Origin of the sequence: Fervidobacterium pennivorans DSM 9078 (assembly GCF_000235405.2) — a bacterium.
Lineage (GTDB): Bacteria > Thermotogota > Thermotogae > Thermotogales > Fervidobacteriaceae > Fervidobacterium > Fervidobacterium pennivorans.
Genome location: NC_017095.1, coordinates 1361186 through 1383456 on the forward strand (window position 1 = coordinate 1361186; position 22271 = coordinate 1383456).

A 22271-nucleotide genomic window follows, 5' to 3' on the forward strand; every position below is an offset into this window, starting at 1 on the left:
TAAATCGTAAAAATGTCATTTGTTGTTTGATTTTGCTATAGAGTTTAGTATCAATTTTTGAGTGTAGAACATAGTGTCATAGTAAAACTGTTCCTTAAACGACACCTTCGCACTAAGTTTGATAATTCCAGGTGGAACAGGTTTCAAGTAAGTCCACCTAGCAACCCACAGTATTTTCTTATCCAGAAGTTCTTCAGCGCGTGCTACACTGCCTGTAAACCTTGTAAGTATTGGACAATTCCCAACAACTTTTACTCCTTGAAGCCTATATGATATAAGTTCACCTGTGCATTTTTCAACTTTCACACTTCTAATATCTACCTGCTCTGCGTAAATATCCGTTGGAACGTAAACATCATGTTCATACATTGCCAAAGCATATCTTATGTAATGCAGTTCGTCACCAAAGAGGTCTTCAACACTGATGTAAGCGTATGCGTTGTTCTCATCAAATGAAACCAATTGGATGTTCACAAATATAGGTTTGTCATCTTTAAAGAAGTACTGCTCAACTGCATTCCCTTTCCATTTAATAGCGAAGAGTGTAGGATATGAGTACTCTATGAAATCCACATCCTTTATCGGATATTCCTTTCCATTTGCAACAATTTTATCTTTACCCAGATATATGATATCACCGTATGGAGTCACCTCAAATGACCATACTTTCTCCGGAAGGTTCATTTCATAAATCTTTTCCATAGTATCTATCCTAAATATTTCTATCTTCTGCCTTAAAGCATCCAAGATGTAAAGTTTGTCTATAGTCAGCTCTGCGTCCAAACAGAATGTTCTTTGGGGTAGCTTAAACTCAACACTCTCCTTCTTGTTTGGGTTGAATTTTATAACCCTGTCAAAATCAATGATGTAAATGATTCCAGAACGGTCCGAACCTGCGATGTAGGGAACTTGGAGACCACCTAAAACTTCTTGTTCATTTTCATCGTATAACGACTTTTCACCAAGCAGGTACAGATTGCCATCTTTGTTGTAGAAAACCTGTTTCACGTTCTTTGAAACCTTCTTGATTTTTGTCATTTTGTTATTTTTAAAAAATACCAGCCTCTTATTTTTTTGGTCCAAAAGCACCAAATTTTCACCGTAAACGCTTAAACTTGTCGGCGTCTGAAAGTATTCTATTCCTCGAACGTTTCCTTTTATCGAATCTATATACCCTAGTGCAAATGATTGAGAAGGTGCTAAATTAAGCTTTCTAAAATATCCAACTTTTTCCATTAAGTTATTGATGTCGTCATTTCTGACTAGGACCGTAAAGTTTTTAAAATCCTCCAATGCTTTGTCCACTAACCCATTGATAATAGCCAACCTACCTCTTAAATACCAAAAATGAGATAACTCTTCCACATAAACCCTACCAGACATCGCCTTGAGCGCTAATTCATAAGCACTTTTAAAATCACCAACGTAGGTTTTTTCCAGAGCTTGAGTAAAGTACATCCTGGCTGTTTCTTCGTCTATAACAGCCAAACTTAAAACTGGTATTATCAGTAGCAAAAGGTAACCGATTAATAGAAGATATCTTTTAAACATCTTTTCATAAACGTGTGGAGCCAATAGCTCATTTCTCCTTTCGTTCAAGTTTATCCATCCAACCTAAGAAATAATCAACAACATTCGTTTTTCTCTCGTTACCAGCCAATAGCCTTTTTATATTCTCTTTGTGCCTGTAAACAGAAAACAGTGCGAGAGCTAAGAAAATCACCCAGTAATCTTTTTCGAAAACGAATGCAAAAAACGCACCCGCAAGTAACCCAACAATCGAACCCAAAGAGACGTATTGCGTTGCTGCAACAATTGCGATCCATACACCAAGTGCGAACAAACCAGCTTGAGGATATATCGCAAAGAACGTCCCAAGTGTTGTTGCCACACCTTTTCCACCTTTGAATTTAACAAACGGGGAGTAACAGTGCCCAATGACAGACATTGCACCAGCCATTACCATTGGATGCTCCCCAAATGGTCTGAATATCAAAACAGCGATAACTGCTTTCATAATATCAAGAAACATCGCCAGTGCACCGTATTTTGTTCCCATATTTCTCAGCACATTGGTACCACCGACGTTTCCGCTCCCAACTTTTGTTATATCAACTCCTTTTAACTTCGGAATTATATAACTGAAAGGTATCGCACCAATGAAATATCCTAAAATAGCTGCCCAAAACAACGACACACCACATCCCTCCACACTGAAAGCCACAATTTTAAACCAACCACACTATCACATTACCGAACATATTTCTCAAAATTATCCTCACCAACGAGCGTTATAAGAATCTCTTTGTAACTCGGATGTAGATTTATCATATTACTCAAAGCTTGCTTGATAGTTTCTAGTTCCTCACCTTTGAAATCCCCACTATCGATTGCCTGAACCAAATCACTTACAATCTCTGGAATATCAAGATATGAAAGCACCATCGCAACTTGTGCGCCGAACATAAACCGTTCTTCGCCCTCCAAAAGCATGTATCTAAGCAGTGGGTAAAACTGTTCTCCTACTCCAAGTTTTGCTAAGGCTTCGTATATAACCAACTGAGCCTCTTCCAAATCGTATAATTCCAATGCCTTTGTGATATCGGTTACCAGTTTTCTCAAACCTAAATCCCCAGCCAAATCTATTAAGTAAAGCAAAGGTACGTCGTTCTTTATGCCTCTTTTTATCTTTTCTTTAATCGTCTTCTCTAACTTTGAGGCTATTCTATCACCTAACCTGTACAAGACCTCAGTAACAATTTCTCTTACTTCTGGGTCATCATCTTCCTTCTCCAGCAAACTTATCATTTCATCGTAAGCCCCTTCTCCTTTTTCTTCAATTATCCTTCGTATCAGCTCTTCTCTTTCTCTTTCTTGTGCCTCATTTCTTTCTCGGTCGTATCCTTCATTATCTTTGCCAAAATCATCGAAAAGCTTTTCATCATTACTCACGATTCTTTGCTCCTCCTTTTGATTTACAACCTTTTGTTCTCAAAATATTCCACAATATTATATCACAATATTTCGATGTATAAACTACCAAACCATAGTTAAAAATAACCCCCAAGGCATGCACCTCGGGGGTTAGATTATATTTGCCTTATAAAGCTAAGCTATTATCTCCTCAAATTACTTGCCGTTTGGAGCATTTGGTCTGCTGTCATTATGGACCTCGAGTTAAATTCGTAAGCTCTCATTGCGGAAATCATGTCAACCATTTCTTTAACCACATCTACGTTTGATTTTTCAACGTATCCTTGCATAATGGTTCCAAACCCGTCCTGACCAGCGGTTCCTTCAATTGGTTCTCCGCTTGCTGCAGTCGCTACGTACAGGTTATCTCCTATCGATTTTAAACCAGCTGGGTTGACAAATCGTGTTAAAGTTATCGTCCCAAGCTGCTGAATTGTTCCGTCAGGTAATTCAACTGAGACGATTCCGTCCGGTGAAACCGTAAGCGAAACCGCATTTTGTGGTACCACGAGAGCAGGTGATAAGAGTAACCCGTTCGCTGTTACAATCCTACCTTCGCTGTCTATCTTGAACTGTCCATCTCTTGTGTAGGCAATTCTTCCATCTTGCAGTTGTATCTGGAAAAACCCATCGCCACTGATAGCTAAATCTAATGCATTACCTGTGTTTTCTATATTTCCCTGCGTAAAGAGTTTTGTTGTTGCCGCAAGTCTGACCCCGTGACCAACGTAGATACCTGTTGGTGTTGTTGAGTTTTGAGCGGTTGCGGCACCTGCGTTCTTTGAATAACTATAAATTAAATCTTGGAACTCGGCTTTAACTTTCTTGTATCCCGCGGTATCTACGTTTGCAATGTTATTTGAAACTGTATCCATCTTGAATTGCTGAGCCCACATGCCCGTTGCTGCGGTGTATAAACTGTTAATCATCTATACCCCTCCTCACCTTTTGATTATCTTAGAGCTCCTACACTGTTTATGACTTTGTTCAGTAACTCGTCATGAATCACTATCGCTTTCGATGTTGCATCGTAGTGCCTTTGAGCCTCTATCAATTTCACCATTTCACGAACAGCATTCACATTTGATTTTTCTACATATCCTTGTAATATCCTAACATTTGAATTCGGGTCATCTATATTTACTATTTGTGCTTGACCAGTGAAGAGGGTTTCTCCCATTTTTCTTGGATTTTGAAGTGTGTAAATTGCCACTCTAGAAACAATATTCCTATTCGCATCATAAACATTACCTGCCTCGTCAATATAACCATTTTCTGGGAGTGTTATTACGTTTCCATTCCGGTCTAGTAAATAATAACCCTGTGTATTTACCAGTTGTCTATTGCCATTTACAACAAATTCTCCATTCCTTGTGTAAAACACTTCGTTACCTTTCCTCACCGCGAAAAAGCCTTCACCACTTATAGCCAAATGCGTTGGAACATTAGTTTGTTCTATAATACCTTGTGCGTAGTGTGTACGAATCTCATCAACGATGATAGCTTGCTCAACATCACCTATTTTCGAAAATTCGACCCTTCTATTTTCTGGCTCAGGCTTAATACGATATATCTCACGTGTGAGGTAAGCTCTGAAAGTAGGTGTGTCGGCTTTGTAGCCATTTGTTTCAATGTTTGCTAAGTTGTTTGACAAAACATCCATCTTTGTTATGTCGGCAAGCATTCCCATCGCTGCTGTGTACACACCACGGTACAAAGAAATCCCTCCAATTCAATCAAAACTTATTTTTCGTAAGTTACTGCAACATTTTTCAACAATTCTTCGTCTTCCAGTAACTTACCAGTTCCTTTTGCAACACATAGTAACGGTTCATCAGCAATTCTACAAGGTACACCTATGTCTTCTTCTATCGCTTTATCAATCCCTCTCAAAAGTGCACCGCCACCAGTTAACACAATCCCATGTTCCACGATATCGGCCGAAAGTTCAGGCGGTGTCTTTTCAAGCACAAGTTTTATCCTCGAAATGATGTTATCAACAACAGGTCGAATCATCTTATAAACATCCGTTGAGTTAATTACCTCTGTTCTTGGAAGTCCTGTTACCGCATCTCTTCCTTTTACTTCCAATTCTAAATCTTCTACGTCCGGATGAACTTTTCCTATTCTTATTTTTATCTCCTCTGCTGTTGTATCACCAATCAGCAATCCGAAATTTCTCCTAACTCCTTTAATAATAGCATCATCGAGAGCATTACCAGCAAGTTTTATAGAATCTCCAACAACGATTCCTCCCATACTTATCACGGCGATATCTGTAGTCCCACCACCGATATCAACAATCATGTTACCCATCGGTTTCATTACATCAAGTCCGATTCCAATAGCAGCAGCGGTTGGTTCAAGAACGATATGCACTCGTTTTGCTCCCGCTTTTAATGCCGCATCGTAGACTGCTCTTTGTTCAACACTCGTTGTCTTTGTTGGGATACCTATAACCATGTTACACTTGAAGAACAATCCTTTGTTGAGCTTTTTCATAAAGTATTTAAGTACCTCTGCGATAATGGTATAATCTGCGATAACTCCATCCCTCATAGGTTTGACTGCCAAAATTTTGTCTTCTGGGGTCTTTCCAAACATCTCTTTTGCTTCTGTTCCTATCGCCAAAATTTTGCCAGTTTTTCTTTCAATCGCCACAACGGAAGGTTCGTTTAATACGATACCTTTACCCTGTTGATAGACTATGAAGTTCGCTGTTCCGAGGTCAATTCCTAAATCGTTCTTTGCCATACTCTTCTCCCCTTTCAAAAATGTATAATCCTAATATTAATGTTGTCACCCCAAGGATGTTGTAAATTGTCGGTTTTGATTTCATCAACACAAACTCTGATATAGCCGTTACCAGTGGTATGAAATATATGAAATTTGTAGTCTTTCTGTCACCTATCATCTCAATTGATTTATTCCATAAGAGATAACCAAGCGCAGAACAAACAATACCAAGGTAAATCAAACCAACTACGCTTCTTACTTCGAATTTAGCTTGCATATTTTGTAAAAGAGAAAACGGGACAAGTGTCACAACACCCCAAAATGTAATTGAAAATGTCTGGTCAATTCCCACCACATCTTTTATTCTAACTACGTAGTGAGTATAGAATACCCACGAAATTGCCGCTCCAAATGCAAGAATATCGCCTACCGGATTAAGTTTCATCAGCCGTCCGTTCAAAATAACGAGGGCAACTCCAAGAAACGATAAAATAGAACCTAAGTAATGATACTTATTGGTTTTAACTTTGTGAAATATGTGAGTAAACAGCACATACAGTAATGGGACACTTGAGACAATAACCGCCGCATTTGTTGGTGAGGTATACCTTAACGCTGAGTTCTCAAAAATGAAATACATAGTGATTCCCCAAAATCCTGACCAAAAGGCATTAATGTTTCTTATCTTCTTTTTTTTCGTGAATGGTAAAAGTACCAACAGCGCTATCAAAAATCTGTAAAGTGCTGCAGGGAACGGTTCAAAAACATAAACAACAAACTTCGTAGCAACAAAGGATGCACCCCAAAAAATCGTCACAAGCACACCTGGAAGATATTTTAAAACCTGCTTCAATTTATAGGAACCCAACATGCTCATTTTCCTCTCCACTGATGTTTCTATTTTGAGATTCTTTCCAAGATTTCTAGAACTTCTTCTACACTCCACGCTTGGTATACTTCCACCAGTTTCCGGTTATCAAGGTACTTACCATCGATTAAAACATCCGCGATTCTGTCTGTCCAACCACCCGTTCCCCGAAGTAGAATCACAGGCTTCCTATTCGCGTATGCCGCTAAGATTTCTATAGCTGTTCCTATTTCTCCACCCACAGATACCACAGCATCAACACTCTTAACAAGTATAAATGACCTCATTTGAAAATCTAACCCTGTTTTTACAACCAAATCGTTGTATCCATTCGACTCCTCTCCCTCCCAAGGAAGTACGCCGACACAGAATCCCCCAACTGATTTCACACCCTTTGAAACTAATTCCATCACACCATCTCTTCCACCGGTGAATACGTGGTATCTTCTGCCAAGTTCCTCTCCTAGTTTCAGGCAGAGCTCGGCAATTTCTTTAATTGGAGTCTCGTATGGATTCCCTGAGTATCCTATCACGCCCACGTTCTTTACTTTCTGTGCATTCATTAGTCTCCCTCCACCACCTAAGTTTTACTTGAGAGTTAATTCTGCTCTATTTTGAAAGTATATCATAAATACGTAAATAATTACAGATGATTTAATCCGATAATAGCTTGGAATTATCTGAAAAGTGGTATAATTATTTTTGATAAAGTTTTACGAAGGGAAATGGTAGTATGCTCAATATCCTGAGCACATTTGAAGACTCAAAAAACGCAATGCTTAAGAACCAGATTGAAGAAATACTAAGAAAGCACGGTATTAAGGCTCAAAAAGCTCACATTGAAAGACTTATAAAAAATATCAAACCAATTTCTGAAGCGCTGACACCCGTGCTTCTTGAATCCATTGTTTTGGAGAACTTAACAATAGGAGAGTCGTATTTCTTCAGAGATATCCAAACTTTCGAAAAACTGAGAAAGATATTAAAAGAAAGACCTTCGTGGAATATACTTTCCATAGGCTGTTCTCGGGGTGAAGAAGTTTACTCAACTGCAATAGTTTGTAACGAAGCTGGGGTAGAGTGTTCCATAAAAGGTATTGATGTCAATTTCCATAGAATATCACAAGCCAAGTTAGGTTGCTACAATTTCTGGAGCGTTCGTTTTCTTTCAAAAGAACAGATAGAAAAATATTTCAACATTGTAGATGGTAAATACTGTGTTAAAGAACAATACAAAACCAACATCGAATTTTTCCAAGGCAATATTTTAGATGCTGGACTTAGCTTTTTTGGAAAGCGTGAAAAATTTGATATAATTTTTATAAGACGCGTCTTACTTTACATAGACCGAATCGATATAGTAATACAGAAAATTTCTACGTTGCTCAAAGATAATGGATTTTTAATACTTGGTGCGGGTGAATACTTCCCAGAAGTTTTAGAACACTTCTCCCCTGCTTTTAATGACGTAGGAACATTCTACAGGAAAATATCAAAAAAAACTGAACACCCAGAAATCAAAACAACTAAATCCAAATTCTTTGGAAAGCACAGAAAGTTAACAGAAATCGAAAGAACAAAAAGTGAAAAAACACAAGAAATCGAATTTGCCAAATTACTTAAAAAAACATTCGAGGGGATGGAATTAGAAGAGCGTATCAAGTTAGTTGAAGAATATCTTTCAAAAAAGGCATATCAAAAGGCATACGATATCGTAAAAGAATCGTGCAAAAAATACCAAACCAATTATCTGCTCTGGAAATACAAAACGTTGATTGAACTTGAACTGAACGATATTGAGAATGCGAAACAATCGTTGCAACGTGCTCTTTTTTTAAACAGCACAGACGACGAGATATGGCAACTCAAACACGCCTTAGACTTTCGAGCAAAGTTGAAGAAGTAAGAAATCAAAAGAGGTGGTCCGATGTCACAAGAGTTCTATTTTTGCGAGGTGGAACACAAAAACGGAGTTGTCCGGTTAGCTCTAGATGCGAGCTTAGTAATTGGAGTTAGCGATGTTGCCTTTCCAGCGCCTAAGGAGATAGAAGTTTTCGGTTTCGCGTTGCACGATGGTTTCCTTTACCCTGTTGTAACACACAGTGGCTTGGATGAACCTGTGTTCAAATATTATTTGATATTAAAAGAATACGCATTCGGTGTTACAAGAATCATCGAAAAAGCCCAAGCAGTTCCTATACCATTTTCGCCAGACACTCCTTTAGATAAAGACGACCAGTTCAGAAGACTGGGTGAATACAGTGGAGTTATTGTTGCCCTTGAAGACGACACGGAACAACACTATTACGTTTACAACACATATTATGTCACCCTTCCCAAAACAGCACGAGTGGTAAAACAAGACAAGAAAAGTGAGGAAAAAGAACACATTAGAGAACTAAAAAGCAAATATATAATAGTTGGTAACACGTTTGCGATATCTTTATCGAACGTACTGAATATCCTATCTGCCGATGTAGTTACACCTTTTAAAACGGAAGAATGGGATGGATTTATAGATTACAATAAAATTATCCCTGTCAAAAACATCGATGCAGGGAAATTCGTTGTAATAACGCAGAATGTTGCATATAGAACTTCTAAAGTAGCCATATCCGATGGTAATATCTTGACGAAAGAAACTTCCAACGAAACTTACCTTGAAACCCCTGAAGGTATATACAAAATCATTGATCAGTCCTAACTACCTTAACCAAAAAATAATACAAAGGGATGATAGTATGGATTTCTTGGAAGTATTCCTTCAAGAATTGAATGAAAAAGGGCAAGAAGCGATAAAGTTAATTAAATCATTCATCGAAAACAAAGACCCGACTTCAATACATGAGATTTATCGCCTTTTTCATACGATAAAAGGCTCTGCAAGTCTCGTCGGTTTCGACAAATTTAAACAACTATTTCACAAAATCGAGGATTACTTCAAACGGCAAATGAACGGTGAAGACGTGATAACAGAAGACTTCATGCTCAAGTTACTCACAGTGGTCCCAGAAGTCCTCAAAAAAGACTCTGACCTCACAGACAACGAATTAGAACATTACATAGATATTATAGAAGGTAGAAAATCTCCATCGGAAGCAAAAGCTTACGTAACTACAAGCGAAACCATTCCTGCTGAACTACTGCAAGAGTTACTCTCAAATACACTTAGCGCAGAAAACAGTCTAATGCGTGAGGATACGCAAAACGCACTCCGCGAAATTCGACTCGTAAAACAAAAACTCGTATCTTTACTTGAAAATACTTTCTACATCAAGCTAAGGCAAGTTCTTGCAAACTTTGAAGTTTTGGTCATGCAAGAAGCCTTTTCGAACAAGAAAAAAGTAAAGTTTGAACTCCAAATAGGCGAAGAAAGAATCGAAAAGAAGGATTCTGAAATGCTTTTGAACATGCTAACCCACTTGGTTAGAAACGCTATTGCGCATGGTATAGAATTGCCAGAGGAACGCACTAAAAAAGGAAAACCCGAGGTAGGGAAGATAATAATTAGAAGCTACGTGCAGGGTAACGAATTGTTCTTAGAAATTGAAGATGACGGAAGAGGATTGGAATTTGAAAAAATCAAGCAGAAAGCTATCGAAAAAGGGCTGGGTAATCTAAAACCGGAAGAAGTTATTTTTGTCCCAGGTTTTTCTACGAAAGACAAGGCAGACGAAACAGCGGGCAGAGGTATAGGGCTTGATGTTGTGAAAAACTTTGCAACAGCACGAGGCGGAGACGTTGAAGTTGTTTCGGCAACAGGCAAAGGCACAAGATTTATCGTTCATTTCCCAATCAAGACCTTCTTGGTGAGAGTTCTCGTTTTAGAAGCTGATGACTTGCGGTTCTGCATCGATTTACAAGATATATTGGAAATCGTCAGCAAAGCGGAAATCAAAGACGGTCAGCTCAAGCAGAAAGATAAATTATACGATATAACATTCAGTTGTACATCACCGAGGTTTGCAGTTATTACAAAGAATAACAAAGCTCTCTTAGTGAGCAATTTAATAGGCATCTTCGACGGGCAGGTCTCTAGTGAAAGTTATGGCATGATAAAAGGTTTTGTAAAGAACATCTTTGTCTATCCTTTGCCAATAATATCACCGGAGCAATTCCTTAAACTCCAGAAACCTTCAGAAAAAGTCCGCAAAGTATTGGTTATAGACGATTCTGTGGTAACAAGAAATATACTCGGAAAATTCTTAGTGAACTTTGGTTACACCGTTTTCGAGGCGGAAAACGGGATTGAAGGTATCGAAGTATTTAAAAAGGAAAACCCAGATGTTATTGTGTGCGATGTTGAAATGCCTGGTATTGATGGCTTTGAGACAACAAGAAGAATAAGGGAGCTAAACAAGGACGTGCCGATAATAATCTTTAGCACTCTTACAAGTGAACAACTTTCTAAGGGATTAGAAGTTGGGGCAAACGCGTACCTTTCAAAAGATGAACCACCTGAAAGATTGGTACGTTTGATTGAAAGGTTTATCCAGTAATGTTTAAAACTGTGAGAAATTGTTGGGAAAAGGAAAATGTGAGAATTTCCGCGTGCAAGTTCTTGAACATCGTAGATTCTCAGCAAAGGACTAAAATAACTAATATGAATTACCTTTGCGATATCTTAAATCATAATTCGTTCAATCAGGAGAATGTTATATGGCAAATGCAAAGAAAGTAATTATCGTCGGTTCAGCAGGAAGTCCTTCGCAAGCTGTTGAGATACTAAAACTCGGTGAGAAATTGAATTTTCCTGTCATAGTTAATATTCATTTTACAAGTAGTGCAATAGAAACTTTTGCACAGCATATACGTTCTGAAACAAATCAAAAAGTCACAATAGTAAAAGGACCTGTTTTCTTAGAACCTGGAGTATACATACCAGAAGGCGGAAAAGACTTGATTTTTCTAGGCAGTAATGCCGTTACTGTTGTTGATGAAACCACTTCAAAAGAAACGATTCATCCTTCCATATCTATTCTGTTCAGTTCAATGAAGAAATTCGCCAATAAAGATTTCGTAGTAATAGTCCTTGGCGGGTTAGGGGGCGATGGTGCAGAACATGTTAGTGAGCTGAAAAAGAAAGGTGTCTATTTCATAATAGAAAGAACCCCGAAATTTCCATACCTCCCTGAAAATATTGCTAAACAACTTGGAGAGCGGTACGAAAAACTGGAGATTGAAAAAATAAGGGAAATGCTTAAAATGTTTAACGCTGAGGCAAAACAACAAACAAAAGACACCAACGCATGAAAAGTTAAAAAAATAAGGGTAAAGGTGGTGACAATAAGTGAAAAAGGTTCTTGTTGTTGATGATTCTGCAGTTTGGAGAACCTATTTACAAAACCTTCTGGAAATTCACGGATACGCCGTTGAGGTTGCGAAAGACGGACTTGAAGGACTTAATAGATTTTTTTCTTTCCTTCCTGATACTGTTATCGTAGATTACGTGATGCCAAAATTAAATGGTGTCCATTTCACACGATTTATCAGGAGCTTTAGTACATTTAAAAATGTTGGAATAATGATTCTCACAGGCGCTGAAGAAACTATAAACCCATTCTGGGCAAAGAAAAGTGGTGCTAACGCTTTTTTGAAAAAGACAGCATCACAAAGTGAAATAGAAAGAACGGTTTTAGAATTCGTAGCTAAACCATTCTCCATGGAATGGTCGAGAGAGCTTTACGCACTTCACATTGAGCCATTCGGAGAACTTGTTGATATACTTGAAGAAAGCCTTCGTGATTCAACTATAACAAAAGAAATTCTTCAACTTTCCGAGTACATTTACGACGAAAAACTGGTAATGAAGAAAATATACAACCTATTCACGGAGCTGTTTGAGTTTGATAACTTTTACGCTTGCGTCTCGACATACTCACATGCACGAGTTTATGCATTTGGAAACAAAGAGCTCTCAAATCCCAATTCGGTTTTCGAGAAAGCGGAAGAAATTAGATTCTTTAGTTATTTTAAATACATTGATGTTTACTATGAAGATACGGAACGAAAGATAGAAAATGCTATAGGGGAAGTGATAACAAGAAAAGAAGAACCTATAGGTTTCATAATCATAGAAAATCCAAAAGTTCCAGAGGTTGCCGAAAGAATTCTTGCTCTTGCAAATTACAGTATCTCGCTGATTTTTGACCTGATAAACTATCATAAGCTACTCGGAAGTCAGAAAGAATTAGAAGAGATAACCGGGGCTTACGACAGGCATGCGATAACTGGAAAAATAGTAAATTTAATCGATTTCTCAAAACGGAACCAACTGCCGCTTTCATTTGTCAGTATTAAGTTGCTAAACTTAAGAAAACTCTACACTTCGAAAGGCACAGATTACACAAACCAACTGCTGAGAACCTTCGTCAAATTCCTTGAAGAGCAACTTTCCGATACTATCGCGAGGATAGAATTAGGCAAGTTCTTGGCTGTAATACTTGGAAAAAACGTAACACCAGTTCAAAAACAGTTAGAGTCATTCCAAATTATCTTTAATGAATCTGAAGAATATAAGAACTTAAAAGAAATTGAAGTGGAAACGAACCTATTTGTTTGGAATGGCGAAAGTGTCGGTGAAATCCTTGAGAAGTTGTAGCAAAAAATAGACAGGTTATTAAACTTACAAGGAGGGAACAGAGAATGAAGAAGGTATGGCGGCTTTCTTGGAGTTACGCACTGACCGTTTCACTGTTCGTTATAGCATGGAGTAGTATATTGCTTACGATAATTATTCCACGTGTCAACAAAATAGTCGAACAAGTGAGCACGAAATCCTTCTTGCAAGAAGTCGTTTCAATCACAAATGCAGGCGTCTCACAAAAAGTCTTTGAAAGAGAACCAACTTTTGGTTATTACTATCTCATCGATGAAAACGGCATAACTGTTGAACACACAGATAAGCAAAAGGTAGGCTTGGATGTTAGGAAAGCTGTTCCTGGTCTGTTTGAGTATATACAGTCAAATAAGGTTGGAATCTACTCGTACACATACCAAGGTGTTAAACGATACGTCGCTTTTGCTTTCGATGGAAAATACTATTTAGCTCATGCTGCTCGCCATGATGAACTATATGGTGAACTTGCAAGTTTCCTTTCAAGCTTTTTCAAATTCATTGTTCCAATACTTATCGTACTTACCTTTGTAGCTGGCTTTTTCGTTGCGGAATTACTTCTGAAAAGGCCGAGGTATCAACTTCAAGTTTCAAACAACCTTGTGAGAAATATCTCAGAAAATATCATTCATACATTCTCGTCTGTTTCTGAAATCAAGGCTATGGCTGAAAACACAGAAGGAGCAGCAACTCAGTTAGACCGTTCTCTTGAAGAGTTTGCCGCATATTTAGAAGAAAGTCGTGCAGAAACCGAGACAACAATCAACGGTCTCAACGAGTTCACCAACACCATCGAACAGATTACCGAATACACTTCAAAACTCGCTATGCTTACGGAATCTCTTGGAAAATTAACCGATAAGATAACAGACATTTCAGATAGTATAACCGTTTTAGCAATAAACGTATCTATCGAAACAAGCAAACAGAACATTGATAGAGAAGGTTTATCAAGGATTGCTGAGATGATTATGGAACTATCCAATTCTGCACGCAATCTTGCAAAAGAGGGTAGACAGTCACTTGAAAACGTAGAAAACATCGTCACATCAACAACACTTATAACAGAAAAAATCACCAAAAGACTAACTTCAGTAAGAGAATCACTCAATACTATCCTGCAAGTATCACAAGCATCTACAACGAACGTTGAGAAAATAGTGAACGCATCTAGGACTGCACACGAAGCAGTTGAGGAGTTGTACTCTGGAATAGAACAACTGGAAGAAGCAATCTCCAACATAAAAGATGAAATTGAAAGATTCAAAGCAGAACTGGAAAGGTTTGTTATTTAATTATTTTTAGGGGGAAATTGAATGGACGAACAAGCAAAAAACATGGAGCATCACGGTGAATATGTGTTCTTCGAATATTCTCCAGTTTTCAGACGCATGGCTATTCTCCAAGCTTTGTCAGAAGGTATAACAAAACATTCTGAATTAGCCTTGAAATCAGGGATCGTGCCTTCACTTGTGAATAAATACTTGAAGGACTTCGAGAAAGAAGGGTTAGTCGAAAAGGTAAATAGAACCTACAAATTAACTAACACAGGACTTATTCGGTTAAACTATCTGAGACTGGGTTACCTATCAGAAATTGCACAGATGTATAAGAATATCGAACTCAAGTTCGCAGACATCTTCCTGAAAATCGCTGGCAAAAGGGACCTATGTATCTACGGAGCAGGTGTTGTGGGCAAATTGTTGGTGCATTTAATTTCAACAAGGCAATCCCACAACATCGTTGCCTTCCTGGATGAGGATGAAAAAAAGATTGGAACCAAGATTGAGGGCATAGTTGTTTTACCTCTTGAAACAAGGATTTCAGCCGATGCTTACCTTGTTGCTTCATTCAAAAATGGCGAAATAATGGCAAAAAAGCTACTTGAACGTGGTTATAGAAACGTTTACACCATTGAATTTTCAAAAGACAAGTTAAAACTTGTGTGGAAAGGGTAATGCAAGATGGAAGAAAAAGAATACTTTGACAAACTTTTCTCAGGCATTCAGGATGATATAAAAGAGGAATTTTTAACGATAAAGCGACTGCACGAAGAAAATTTCTCAGAATACAAAGAGCAATTCACTGAAGTATTTTGGAAAGTTTACGAAGCCATTGCGCAGAAATTAGAAGAAACATCTCATATCGAACAAAAGCTTTTCATACGCCTTGGATTAGTTGACCCAAGGTATCTAACCAGAGAAGACTTAGAAAGAATCAAAGAATGCATATCATCAGCTTCAGACGACACCTTTTACTACGTTGATGAATGGCTAATTTCGGCGAAAAGCGGAAAAATACCACCATCAACCTTCGAAGAAGTCATTCAGGACCAGCAACAAGAAAAGCGCACATTCGATTACACATGGATTGAGAAAGAATACGAGAGAAAACTTTTTGAAAGGAGCATAGAGGAAGAAAAACTGAGGGACCTTGTGAAAGGTGTGCAAGGCAAAGGTCCATACACAAAGGGTGTGTATACCATATTTGATGAGATAATTAAAAGTATTGGGAAACTCAAAAAACTGGATAACGATATAAAAACTTTGAAAGAAACCCTCGACAAAGCAAAAGAACAAACTTCATCAATTCAGCAAATACCACAAACATCGAAAGATACAACCACTTCTCTTTTTACCGAACCACAAGTAATCAGGCAGATGGTTAAAAAGGCTATTGGGAAATTGGGCATCCAATATCCAGCACTCACGACAAATTACCTAAGGGAAGTCAATTCGATATTTTCAAAGAAATACTCACTAAAACTTTTCGAGGAATTTAAATTACTTGACCCAACAACATTGAAAAGAACGATAAAAGGAACGGAAGTTTACATGCCACCTTATGTTATTTTGGTGCCAGGTTACGGAGAAAATGGTTTTTGCTGGGAACCTATTGAAGGGGTAAATATCTACGGACGAGGTCGAATTGTCGTTCCAATCTTCTCCAGAAAAGGCACAGACCCGTTTTTCCAAGCATTTGGAGAATACAGATGGAAACTAGAAAAGGAACTTTCGTTCGGCAGATGGATGGAAGAAGGACTGACAGGCGAATACTATCAGTACCTTCAAGAAAACAAACTGAAAGGTCAGCCAGCTGAATACTTCATTAAGGATTACATACTGTGGATTTCAAAAGAATCAAACGGTATACAAAAACTCGATAAAACTGTCCGTGAAATATTCTGGCGTTACCTACCTTTTGATGACTCCATAAAAGAAAAGCTATCAAAAGTAAGCTATGTTTATCAACAACTCTGGGAAAAGGATTTGAGAAAAAGACAAAAAAACAAGTGAAGTTGGCAGAGATATAAAATCATCTGAAAAATCGAATACTTAAAAAGAGGAGGAGGAGTTGTGAAAAAAGGCAAACTTTTTAGGTCTGTATTTATTTTCGTTATCATACTTGCTATCGCTTCTGCTTTGTTTTTCTTTCTTAGAGAAGTCTTCTCAGGAAGACTGATTGTAAGAGATTACATCTTCCAAATTGGAAAGTTCCAACTCCGATGGTATAGTGTATGCATTGCTACTGGGATATTCACTGGCTACTTCCTTGCCAGAAGAAGACTAAAGAACTACCCTATAACCCCTGAAGACCTCGACGAGGGTTTATTTTGGGGGGTTATATTTGGAATCCTCGGAGCAAGGGTATACTATGTTGCTTTTAACTGGTCGTATTACTCGAGATATCCTTCTGAGATATGGAAGATTTGGCATGGTGGTCTTGCGATACATGGAGCTTTTTTTGCTGCACTAATAACGATATACGTTTATTCAAAGTTGAAAAAAAGATTCAACTTTGTTCACGCTGCTGACCTTTTCACCTCCGTTCTCCCAGTTGCCCAAGCAATCGGAAGATGGGGAAATTTCTTCAATTACGAAGCCTATGGAAGACCTACTAACTTACCGTGGGGAATGTTTGTGCCTCCGGAAAAAAGAATTCCCGGATTTGATATGAATACACATTTCCATCCCACATTCCTTTACGAAAGCCTTTGGGATTTGACTGTTTTCGTAATACTGTACTTCATCGTGGAAAAAAGAAAGAGACACTTTGGAGAAACAACAGCACTTTATTTAGTTCTATACTCCATTGGCAGATTTTGGATTGAGGGCTTAAGACTTGATAGCTTAATGGCAGGTAATCTTAGGGCGGCACAGATAGTGAGTATGATTCTTATAATCTTCGGTGCCTCGTGGTATGCATACCTAATGGGAAAAAATAAGAACGATGTTCAAAAATAAAGCTCAAGCTCAAAAATGAACTATTTCACACAAGTTTTTTACAATTTTAAAATTTTCTTGAACGTTTTTCGAGAATGAAAGGTCTAAATTTATGGAAAAGATATCCAAAGAGTTTCTTTACATTAGGTGTAGATTTAAAGGCGGGGTCTCCATCTTGTGGTAGCTCAGTTAAGGAGGGATTGTATGGAGAACAGAGAAAAGATGTTGAGTTATGTAAAGTACGAACACGAACTTGAGACAGAATACCGTGAAAAACTTGCTGAAGCTAAGAGAAAGAGCGACGTTAGGGATGTCTTTGCAGAGTTTATCATAAAACTTCTCAGAAAAATTAACCCAGATATCCCTGCTTCTCTACAAGAACAAATTCGTTTTGATGAAAAGGAATTTCAATTTGAATTCGTTGATGAGCTCAAAAAAATTGTAGACGAACTTTCTGAAGGAAGTGATTTGAGGGCGATAATAAATAGAATGTATGAGGCGGCAAATCACAGATATAAAAAGATTGAACATGATGAAAATCTTGATTACTTTAGAATGGGCTACAATACAAAAAAATAAATTTCTCCCCCTCCCCATCCCCCAATAAAAGGCATTGCCCCGTGTGTTGGACTCCAACACACGGGGATTTTTTCTCAATATCCTCTGTTTTGATATTTTAACTCTTTTAACGCCTGTAAATTCAACGCCCTGGGACCTAACTCAAACGTAGTTTTATAAACCTCACCAAGAATATTTATCGTGACACCAGCAAAACAAGTCTCCTTGATTATAATCTTTGGGTTCATTTTCAATGCTTCTTGAACCGAGACATGTTTCAAAACTTTTAGCTTTCTCCTTAACTCGTTGATTTCCCTTATAATCTCTTCCCTTCTCGCTTCTAATTGAACAATAAGGCTTTTAAGTTGTTCCTTCTTAACACTCTCTCCAGATATTTTTTCATACGCTGCCCGCAGTTTCAAAATGTATCCTCCTACGTAAAAGTATGGTATAAATATTTTAGTCAAAAAATAGGCAGGGCAGGACGACTTAGTGTCCCTTGGCTTTCAAGCCATTACGGGAGTCTGTCGCCTGCCTTTAACCATGATAAGTTGGTTGGGTTTTTAACCCTCGTCACACTGGAGGTTTGGTTCAGCAGGCCCCTGCCCTCGCCTTTTAACCTATTCAATCGAAAGGAGGTTTTAGTATGTCTCAAAACTTCTCCATCTTTGTCGGTATTGACATCTCCAAGCATAAGTTCAACGCCTGTGCTATCCAAAATCCTAATTCTATCATCTTCGAATCTGCTTTCGATATGTCCAAACAAGGGTTTTCCTCCTTTGTTCAAAAGCTCTCCGTTTTCCCTAAGTCTTCTGTCCTTATCGCTATGGAGTCTACTGGCTGTTACCATCTTAACCTTCTTTCTTTCCTCTCTCTCAATGATTTCTCTTGTGTCGTTCTTAATCCTTTGCTTGTTAACAAATCTCTTCCCGTTGGGCTTAGGAAAACTAAAACTGACAAAATCGATGCTCGCTCTATTGCTCTTACCATCTTCTATACCCATCACATTCTTCCTACTTCTTCTTTCCTCAACTCAGATTTTCGGGATATTGCAAGGAAAAAGGAAAGCATCACTCATCAAATCTCAAGAGTCAAAAACGACATCGAAAAGCTTCTTTCTCTCCTCTTCCCTGAACTTGAAAAAGTGACCAACATCTACAATGATGCTATCTTGGATTTGCTTTCTTCTTTCCCTTCTGCTAAAGCTATCCAAAAAGCCTCCATTGATTCTCTACGTGTTTTCTTTTCAAAAACAATCGGTAGAAAGTTAAAACTTACCCCAGAAACTCTTAAAGAGCTTGCTAACAACTCCATCGCTCAGTATTGGCCAGTGAAAGAGAAGATTCTTATTCAAACTATCAAGGAACTTCGATTTTTACAACAGCAACTTAATGAGTTTGATGAGATGCTCAAAGAATATTGCAAATGTGCTTCGCTTAATCAAGATGTTGAAATACTCACGTCCATTGACGGAATTGGTGAAAATAGCGCACTGTATTTTCTTGCCGAAGTTGGCGATATTTCAAGATTTAGCACTTACAAAAAACTAATTGCCTATTGTGGGCTTGACCCAAGCGTAGATGAATCAGGCAAACACAAAGGAGAAAGCCGTATATCCAAAAGGGGCAATGCACACCTGAGACGAATAATTTGGCTGATGAGTGTGAATGTAGTGAGACACAACGAATATTTTAAAGCATATTTTCAAAGAAAACGAGCGCAAGGGTTAGTATACAAAAAAGCGATGATGAGTGTAGCGCACAAATTGCTAAGGACGATATTTGCTATGATGAAAAAGCGCGAGAAATTCAACATCGATCATACATTTTCGTCTTCTACTCAAAATTTAATTTTACATAGTTGACTCCCGTATTACTCAACTCATCTAAGAGTAATTTCAGTTTGTGTGTAATTTCAGCCTTGGTAGTTTCATATTCAAAATCTATACCAACTTCAACATTTGTTGCCAAACCATATTCGTTACCAATCTTCTTTGCTTCTATTAACTCAACTGCTTTCACATTGCCTCCAACAACCAAACCTTCCCCAGTGACCTTAACAGCCCTTCCCGCTATCACATCAGAGTTCATTATGTAATCTTGCACATTCACATCCTTTTTCGCAATCACTAAACCTTCTGTAACGAACTGCACAGTAACACTTCCATCGGTAACTATAGCCCCTTTGCCTCTACCAAAAAAGCCACCTCTTATGTACACATCTCCACCTGCTTTTATTCTGACGCTACCGGAAACCACACCATTCACATTTAAATCCTTTCCTGCGGTTATCTTAAATGCCCCATCAACGTTGCATGTAATGATAATTGTTCCTGGAAAATCAATTTTTTGGCTTTTTTCTAAATCTCTTTCACCAATTACAAGAACGTTCCTTACATGCACCACTCCATTGTCATCAACATATGGCTGACCTTTGATGGTAGCTATTATTTTATTATCAACCACCTTTGTGTTCTCTCCAGCATACTTTCTTATATCAAAATCCTTACCTTTCTGGCTCGGTAACTCTTTCCCCGTCACGGTCTTGCCTGGTTCTCCATCTTTGGGAGGTATTTTCTCAGCAAGCACTTGCCCTTCGTCACACGTTGGGAATTCGTCGAAACTTGTAGAATCTCTTAATGTATTGAATTTGTAATCTATCATCGCGTCTACTGGAGGAGTTGGCTCAACACCTTCCGCAACCACAACTTGCTGGTATGTTAGCTTCTCTTCAAGAATCTTCTCCAGCACGTCTTTTTTAATTCCATAAACCACTCCCGATTCAATCAGGATTTTCATCAGTTCTTCAACTGTCGGAACTTCTCTTTCAAAACCCGGAATGATGGTTACGTATGCTTTCATTTCATCCTCACTTATCGTTACATGAACCCTTGGATTCTCATATTCTTTAAGTTTCTCTTCAAGATTTTCAGGTGTAGTTAGTGTCTTTTGTAAATGTTCATCTTTCCTTTTTAATGTAAGTTCGGAAGAATGCTCTTCGATAATTAATTGTTTTATTTTAGGAACTTTGAAGATTATCGGTGTCACAACTGCACGAATAGTCCCATCTATATCTGTGCTGACGTCAACATGAACATGCTCATACCATTTCGATCCGTATCGTTTCTCGAGTTCCTCGAAAACCTCCGTCAATTCTTTTACCCTAATAACTTCCATACCCTCCCCCCTTATTATCTTTCCATCTCCTTTTTACCGTTCACAATGCAGGAGTTAATAAATTCTTTCTAAGCACATACCTTCTTTTACAAGTCCTCCGTTTTTCGCATCACCAAAACCTATCTTGTTTTTTCCCGGGAATTGGATATACTTTATCCACAATGCACCTTTTCCACAAGCAATTAGTCCTCCCTTTGATTTGTCTATAGAAATTATCGTCCCTGGTTTGTACGTACTATGCTTGTCATTTTGTTCTATCTCGCAAGCAGCAAAGAGTTTGACCTCCGTATTGTTTAACCTTGCTTTCACACCTGGGACCGGGTCATACGCTCGTATTTTGTTTCTTACCATCTCCGCCGGCATTGAGAAATCAACGTGCAAATCATTCTTGTCTATCTTAGGTGCATAGCTAGCTTGTGAGTGGTCTTGTGGAACCAGAGGCACCGGATATCTTTTCAAAAATTCATCGAGTAATTCTGTTCCATGGATAATCATCTTTTCGTACAATTCGCCAAGTGTTTCACATTCACTGATTTCAAACGCTTTTTGCAAAGCTATATCACCATCGTCCATCCCTTCAGAAATTTTAAATATTGTAACCCCTGTAACTTTTTCTCCTGCTTCCAAACATCTTTGCATAGGAGCGGCACCACGATATTTAGGTAAAAGAGAAGCATGAACATTATAGAATGGTATAGCATCCAAAAAGGGTTTCTTCAAAAGCCGGCCGTAGGCGACAACTATTCCGATATCAGGTTTGTATTTCTCGAGTATCTGCGGTCCTTCCCTCACCAAGCTTTTGGGTTGGAAAACGGGGATATTATACTTCAAAGCCACTTCTTTTACAGGGGTCGGCAACAACTTCTGACCTCTGCCACGTGGCTTGTCTGCCTGTGATATAACAGCCACAACGTTGTATCCCTTCTCCAATAAAAACTCCAAATAGCTTGCTGCAAACTCTGGAGTGCCAAGAAAAAGAATCCTCAAATCATTTCTTGTCTTTTCACTGCTCATCTATACAACCTCGCTTTCTTTTCTACACCAAAATTGCTCTCATTTCGACATTTATTACATTTTTATTATATCATAAAAGCCAATTTCAAAATCCGTTGCAAAAATCC

Annotated in this window: 22 protein-coding genes; 11 read left to right on the forward strand and 11 right to left on the reverse strand. The window is 38.2% G+C overall.

The window, feature by feature from the left end; all coding sequences use genetic code 11:
• Positions 1–15: 15 nt before the first annotated feature.
• The 8 genes from FERPE_RS06460 to FERPE_RS06495 form a co-directional block, all read right to left on the reverse strand.
• A complete protein-coding gene (locus FERPE_RS06460) occupies positions 16–1599 on the reverse strand; it encodes a hypothetical protein (protein WP_155804121.1) in 1584 nt (527 codons plus the stop codon).
• Positions 1580–2197, reverse strand: coding sequence for a glycerol-3-phosphate 1-O-acyltransferase PlsY (gene plsY / locus FERPE_RS06465; RefSeq protein ID WP_014451835.1), 618 nt, complete (start codon positions 2195–2197; stop codon positions 1580–1582). Before plsY ends, FERPE_RS06460 begins: the two co-directional genes overlap by 20 nt.
• 53 nt (positions 2198–2250) lie before the next feature.
• Positions 2251–2952 (reverse strand): hypothetical protein, encoded by a 702-nt coding sequence (locus FERPE_RS06470; protein ID WP_014451836.1) that lies wholly within the window; start codon positions 2950–2952, stop codon positions 2251–2253.
• A gap of 164 nt (positions 2953–3116) precedes the next feature.
• Entirely contained in the window at positions 3117–3902 is a 786-nt protein-coding gene (gene flgG / locus FERPE_RS06475; protein ID WP_014451837.1) for a flagellar basal-body rod protein FlgG, read from the reverse strand.
• Positions 3903–3925: 23 nt separating this feature from the next.
• Complete coding sequence (locus tag FERPE_RS06480; RefSeq protein WP_014451838.1) at positions 3926–4690, reverse strand: flagellar hook-basal body protein; 765 nt, start codon at positions 4688–4690, stop codon at positions 3926–3928.
• 26 nt (positions 4691–4716) lie between these two features.
• Complete coding sequence (mreB, locus tag FERPE_RS06485) at positions 4717–5727, reverse strand: rod shape-determining protein (RefSeq protein ID WP_014451839.1); 1011 nt, start codon at positions 5725–5727, stop codon at positions 4717–4719.
• Positions 5702–6580 carry a DMT family transporter gene (locus tag FERPE_RS06490; protein WP_014451840.1) on the reverse strand — a complete coding sequence of 293 codons (879 nt, stop codon included), beginning with the start codon at positions 6578–6580 and terminating at the stop codon, positions 5702–5704. Before FERPE_RS06490 ends, mreB begins: the two co-directional genes overlap by 26 nt.
• A 26-nt stretch (positions 6581–6606) precedes the next feature.
• Complete coding sequence (locus FERPE_RS06495) at positions 6607–7140, reverse strand: TIGR00725 family protein (protein ID WP_014451841.1); 534 nt, start codon at positions 7138–7140, stop codon at positions 6607–6609.
• A 170-nt stretch (positions 7141–7310) separates the two neighbouring features.
• Between FERPE_RS06495 and FERPE_RS06500 the strand changes: the two genes are divergently transcribed.
• From FERPE_RS06500 to FERPE_RS06545, 10 genes are all read left to right on the forward strand, one after another.
• A complete protein-coding gene (locus FERPE_RS06500) occupies positions 7311–8483 on the forward strand; it encodes a CheR family methyltransferase (protein WP_014451842.1) in 1173 nt (390 codons plus the stop codon).
• Positions 8484–8504: 21 nt separating this feature from the next.
• Positions 8505–9281 carry a hypothetical protein gene (locus tag FERPE_RS06505; protein ID WP_014451843.1) on the forward strand — a complete coding sequence of 259 codons (777 nt, stop codon included), beginning with the start codon at positions 8505–8507 and terminating at the stop codon, positions 9279–9281.
• Between the two features lie 37 nt (positions 9282–9318).
• Positions 9319–11076 (forward strand): ATP-binding response regulator, encoded by a 1758-nt coding sequence (locus tag FERPE_RS06510; RefSeq protein WP_014451844.1) that lies wholly within the window; start codon positions 9319–9321, stop codon positions 11074–11076.
• A gap of 160 nt (positions 11077–11236) precedes the next feature.
• The gene (locus tag FERPE_RS06515; protein WP_014451845.1) at positions 11237–11830 is read left to right on the forward strand and encodes a chemotaxis protein CheB; all 594 of its coding nucleotides are present in this window, start codon (positions 11237–11239) and stop codon (positions 11828–11830) included.
• A gap of 37 nt (positions 11831–11867) precedes the next feature.
• Positions 11868–13178: a GGDEF domain-containing response regulator gene (locus FERPE_RS06520; RefSeq protein ID WP_014451846.1), complete on the forward strand. Its 1311-nt coding sequence runs from the start codon at positions 11868–11870 to the stop codon at positions 13176–13178.
• A 44-nt stretch (positions 13179–13222) separates the two neighbouring features.
• The gene (locus FERPE_RS06525; protein WP_014451847.1) at positions 13223–14488 is read left to right on the forward strand and encodes a methyl-accepting chemotaxis protein; all 1266 of its coding nucleotides are present in this window, start codon (positions 13223–13225) and stop codon (positions 14486–14488) included.
• 21 nt (positions 14489–14509) lie between these two features.
• Positions 14510–15151: a winged helix-turn-helix domain-containing protein gene (locus FERPE_RS06530; protein WP_014451848.1), complete on the forward strand. Its 642-nt coding sequence runs from the start codon at positions 14510–14512 to the stop codon at positions 15149–15151.
• A 6-nt stretch (positions 15152–15157) separates the two neighbouring features.
• Positions 15158–16489: a hypothetical protein gene (locus tag FERPE_RS06535; RefSeq protein ID WP_014451849.1), complete on the forward strand. Its 1332-nt coding sequence runs from the start codon at positions 15158–15160 to the stop codon at positions 16487–16489.
• Between the two features lie 60 nt (positions 16490–16549).
• Positions 16550–17437 carry a prolipoprotein diacylglyceryl transferase gene (gene lgt / locus FERPE_RS06540; RefSeq protein WP_014451850.1) on the forward strand — a complete coding sequence of 296 codons (888 nt, stop codon included), beginning with the start codon at positions 16550–16552 and terminating at the stop codon, positions 17435–17437.
• 183 nt (positions 17438–17620) lie between these two features.
• Positions 17621–17995 carry a hypothetical protein gene (locus tag FERPE_RS06545; RefSeq protein WP_014451851.1) on the forward strand — a complete coding sequence of 125 codons (375 nt, stop codon included), beginning with the start codon at positions 17621–17623 and terminating at the stop codon, positions 17993–17995.
• A 74-nt stretch (positions 17996–18069) separates the two neighbouring features.
• Here FERPE_RS06545 and FERPE_RS06550 read toward each other — a convergent pair whose 3' ends face one another.
• Entirely contained in the window at positions 18070–18396 is a 327-nt protein-coding gene (locus FERPE_RS06550) for a hypothetical protein (RefSeq protein WP_014451852.1), read from the reverse strand.
• Between the two features lie 224 nt (positions 18397–18620).
• Between FERPE_RS06550 and FERPE_RS06555 the strand changes: the two genes are divergently transcribed.
• Positions 18621–19838: an IS110 family RNA-guided transposase gene (locus FERPE_RS06555; RefSeq protein WP_014450884.1), complete on the forward strand. Its 1218-nt coding sequence runs from the start codon at positions 18621–18623 to the stop codon at positions 19836–19838.
• Here FERPE_RS06555 and FERPE_RS06560 read toward each other — a convergent pair.
• Together FERPE_RS06560 and fmt are read right to left on the reverse strand one after the other, a co-directional pair.
• Positions 19810–21150: a flagellar assembly protein A gene (locus FERPE_RS06560; protein WP_014451853.1), complete on the reverse strand. Its 1341-nt coding sequence runs from the start codon at positions 21148–21150 to the stop codon at positions 19810–19812. The two genes, FERPE_RS06555 and FERPE_RS06560, sit on opposite strands and share 29 nt — an antisense overlap.
• A 54-nt stretch (positions 21151–21204) precedes the next feature.
• On the reverse strand, positions 21205–22137 hold the full coding sequence (gene fmt, locus FERPE_RS06565; protein WP_041263405.1) for a methionyl-tRNA formyltransferase: 933 nt from the start codon (positions 22135–22137) through the stop codon (positions 21205–21207).
• Between the last annotated feature and the right edge of the window lie 134 nt (positions 22138–22271).

Bases quoted from the DNA above. Each gene is read 5' to 3' on its own strand.
- FERPE_RS06490 (WP_014451840.1), bottom strand. From the start codon at position 6,580: ATGTTGGGTTCCTATAAATTGAAGCAGGTTTTAAAATATCTTCCAGGT.
- FERPE_RS06495 (WP_014451841.1), bottom strand. From the start codon at position 7,140: ATGAATGCACAGAAAGTAAAGAACGTGGGCGTGATAGGATACTCAGGG.
- FERPE_RS06545 (WP_014451851.1), top strand. From the start codon at position 17,621: ATGGAGAACAGAGAAAAGATGTTGAGTTATGTAAAGTACGAACACGAA.
- FERPE_RS06525 (WP_014451847.1), top strand. From the start codon at position 13,223: ATGAAGAAGGTATGGCGGCTTTCTTGGAGTTACGCACTGACCGTTTCA.
- FERPE_RS06510 (WP_014451844.1), top strand. From the start codon at position 9,319: ATGGATTTCTTGGAAGTATTCCTTCAAGAATTGAATGAAAAAGGGCAA.
- FERPE_RS06505 (WP_014451843.1), top strand. From the start codon at position 8,505: ATGTCACAAGAGTTCTATTTTTGCGAGGTGGAACACAAAAACGGAGTT.
- FERPE_RS06555 (WP_014450884.1), top strand. From the start codon at position 18,621: ATGTCTCAAAACTTCTCCATCTTTGTCGGTATTGACATCTCCAAGCAT.
- FERPE_RS06560 (WP_014451853.1), bottom strand. From the start codon at position 21,150: ATGGAAGTTATTAGGGTAAAAGAATTGACGGAGGTTTTCGAGGAACTC.
- flgG (WP_014451837.1), bottom strand. From the start codon at position 3,902: ATGATTAACAGTTTATACACCGCAGCAACGGGCATGTGGGCTCAGCAA.
- FERPE_RS06515 (WP_014451845.1), top strand. From the start codon at position 11,237: ATGGCAAATGCAAAGAAAGTAATTATCGTCGGTTCAGCAGGAAGTCCT.
- FERPE_RS06500 (WP_014451842.1), top strand. From the start codon at position 7,311: ATGCTCAATATCCTGAGCACATTTGAAGACTCAAAAAACGCAATGCTT.
- FERPE_RS06530 (WP_014451848.1), top strand. From the start codon at position 14,510: ATGGACGAACAAGCAAAAAACATGGAGCATCACGGTGAATATGTGTTC.
- FERPE_RS06535 (WP_014451849.1), top strand. From the start codon at position 15,158: ATGGAAGAAAAAGAATACTTTGACAAACTTTTCTCAGGCATTCAGGAT.
- mreB (WP_014451839.1), bottom strand. From the start codon at position 5,727: ATGGCAAAGAACGATTTAGGAATTGACCTCGGAACAGCGAACTTCATA.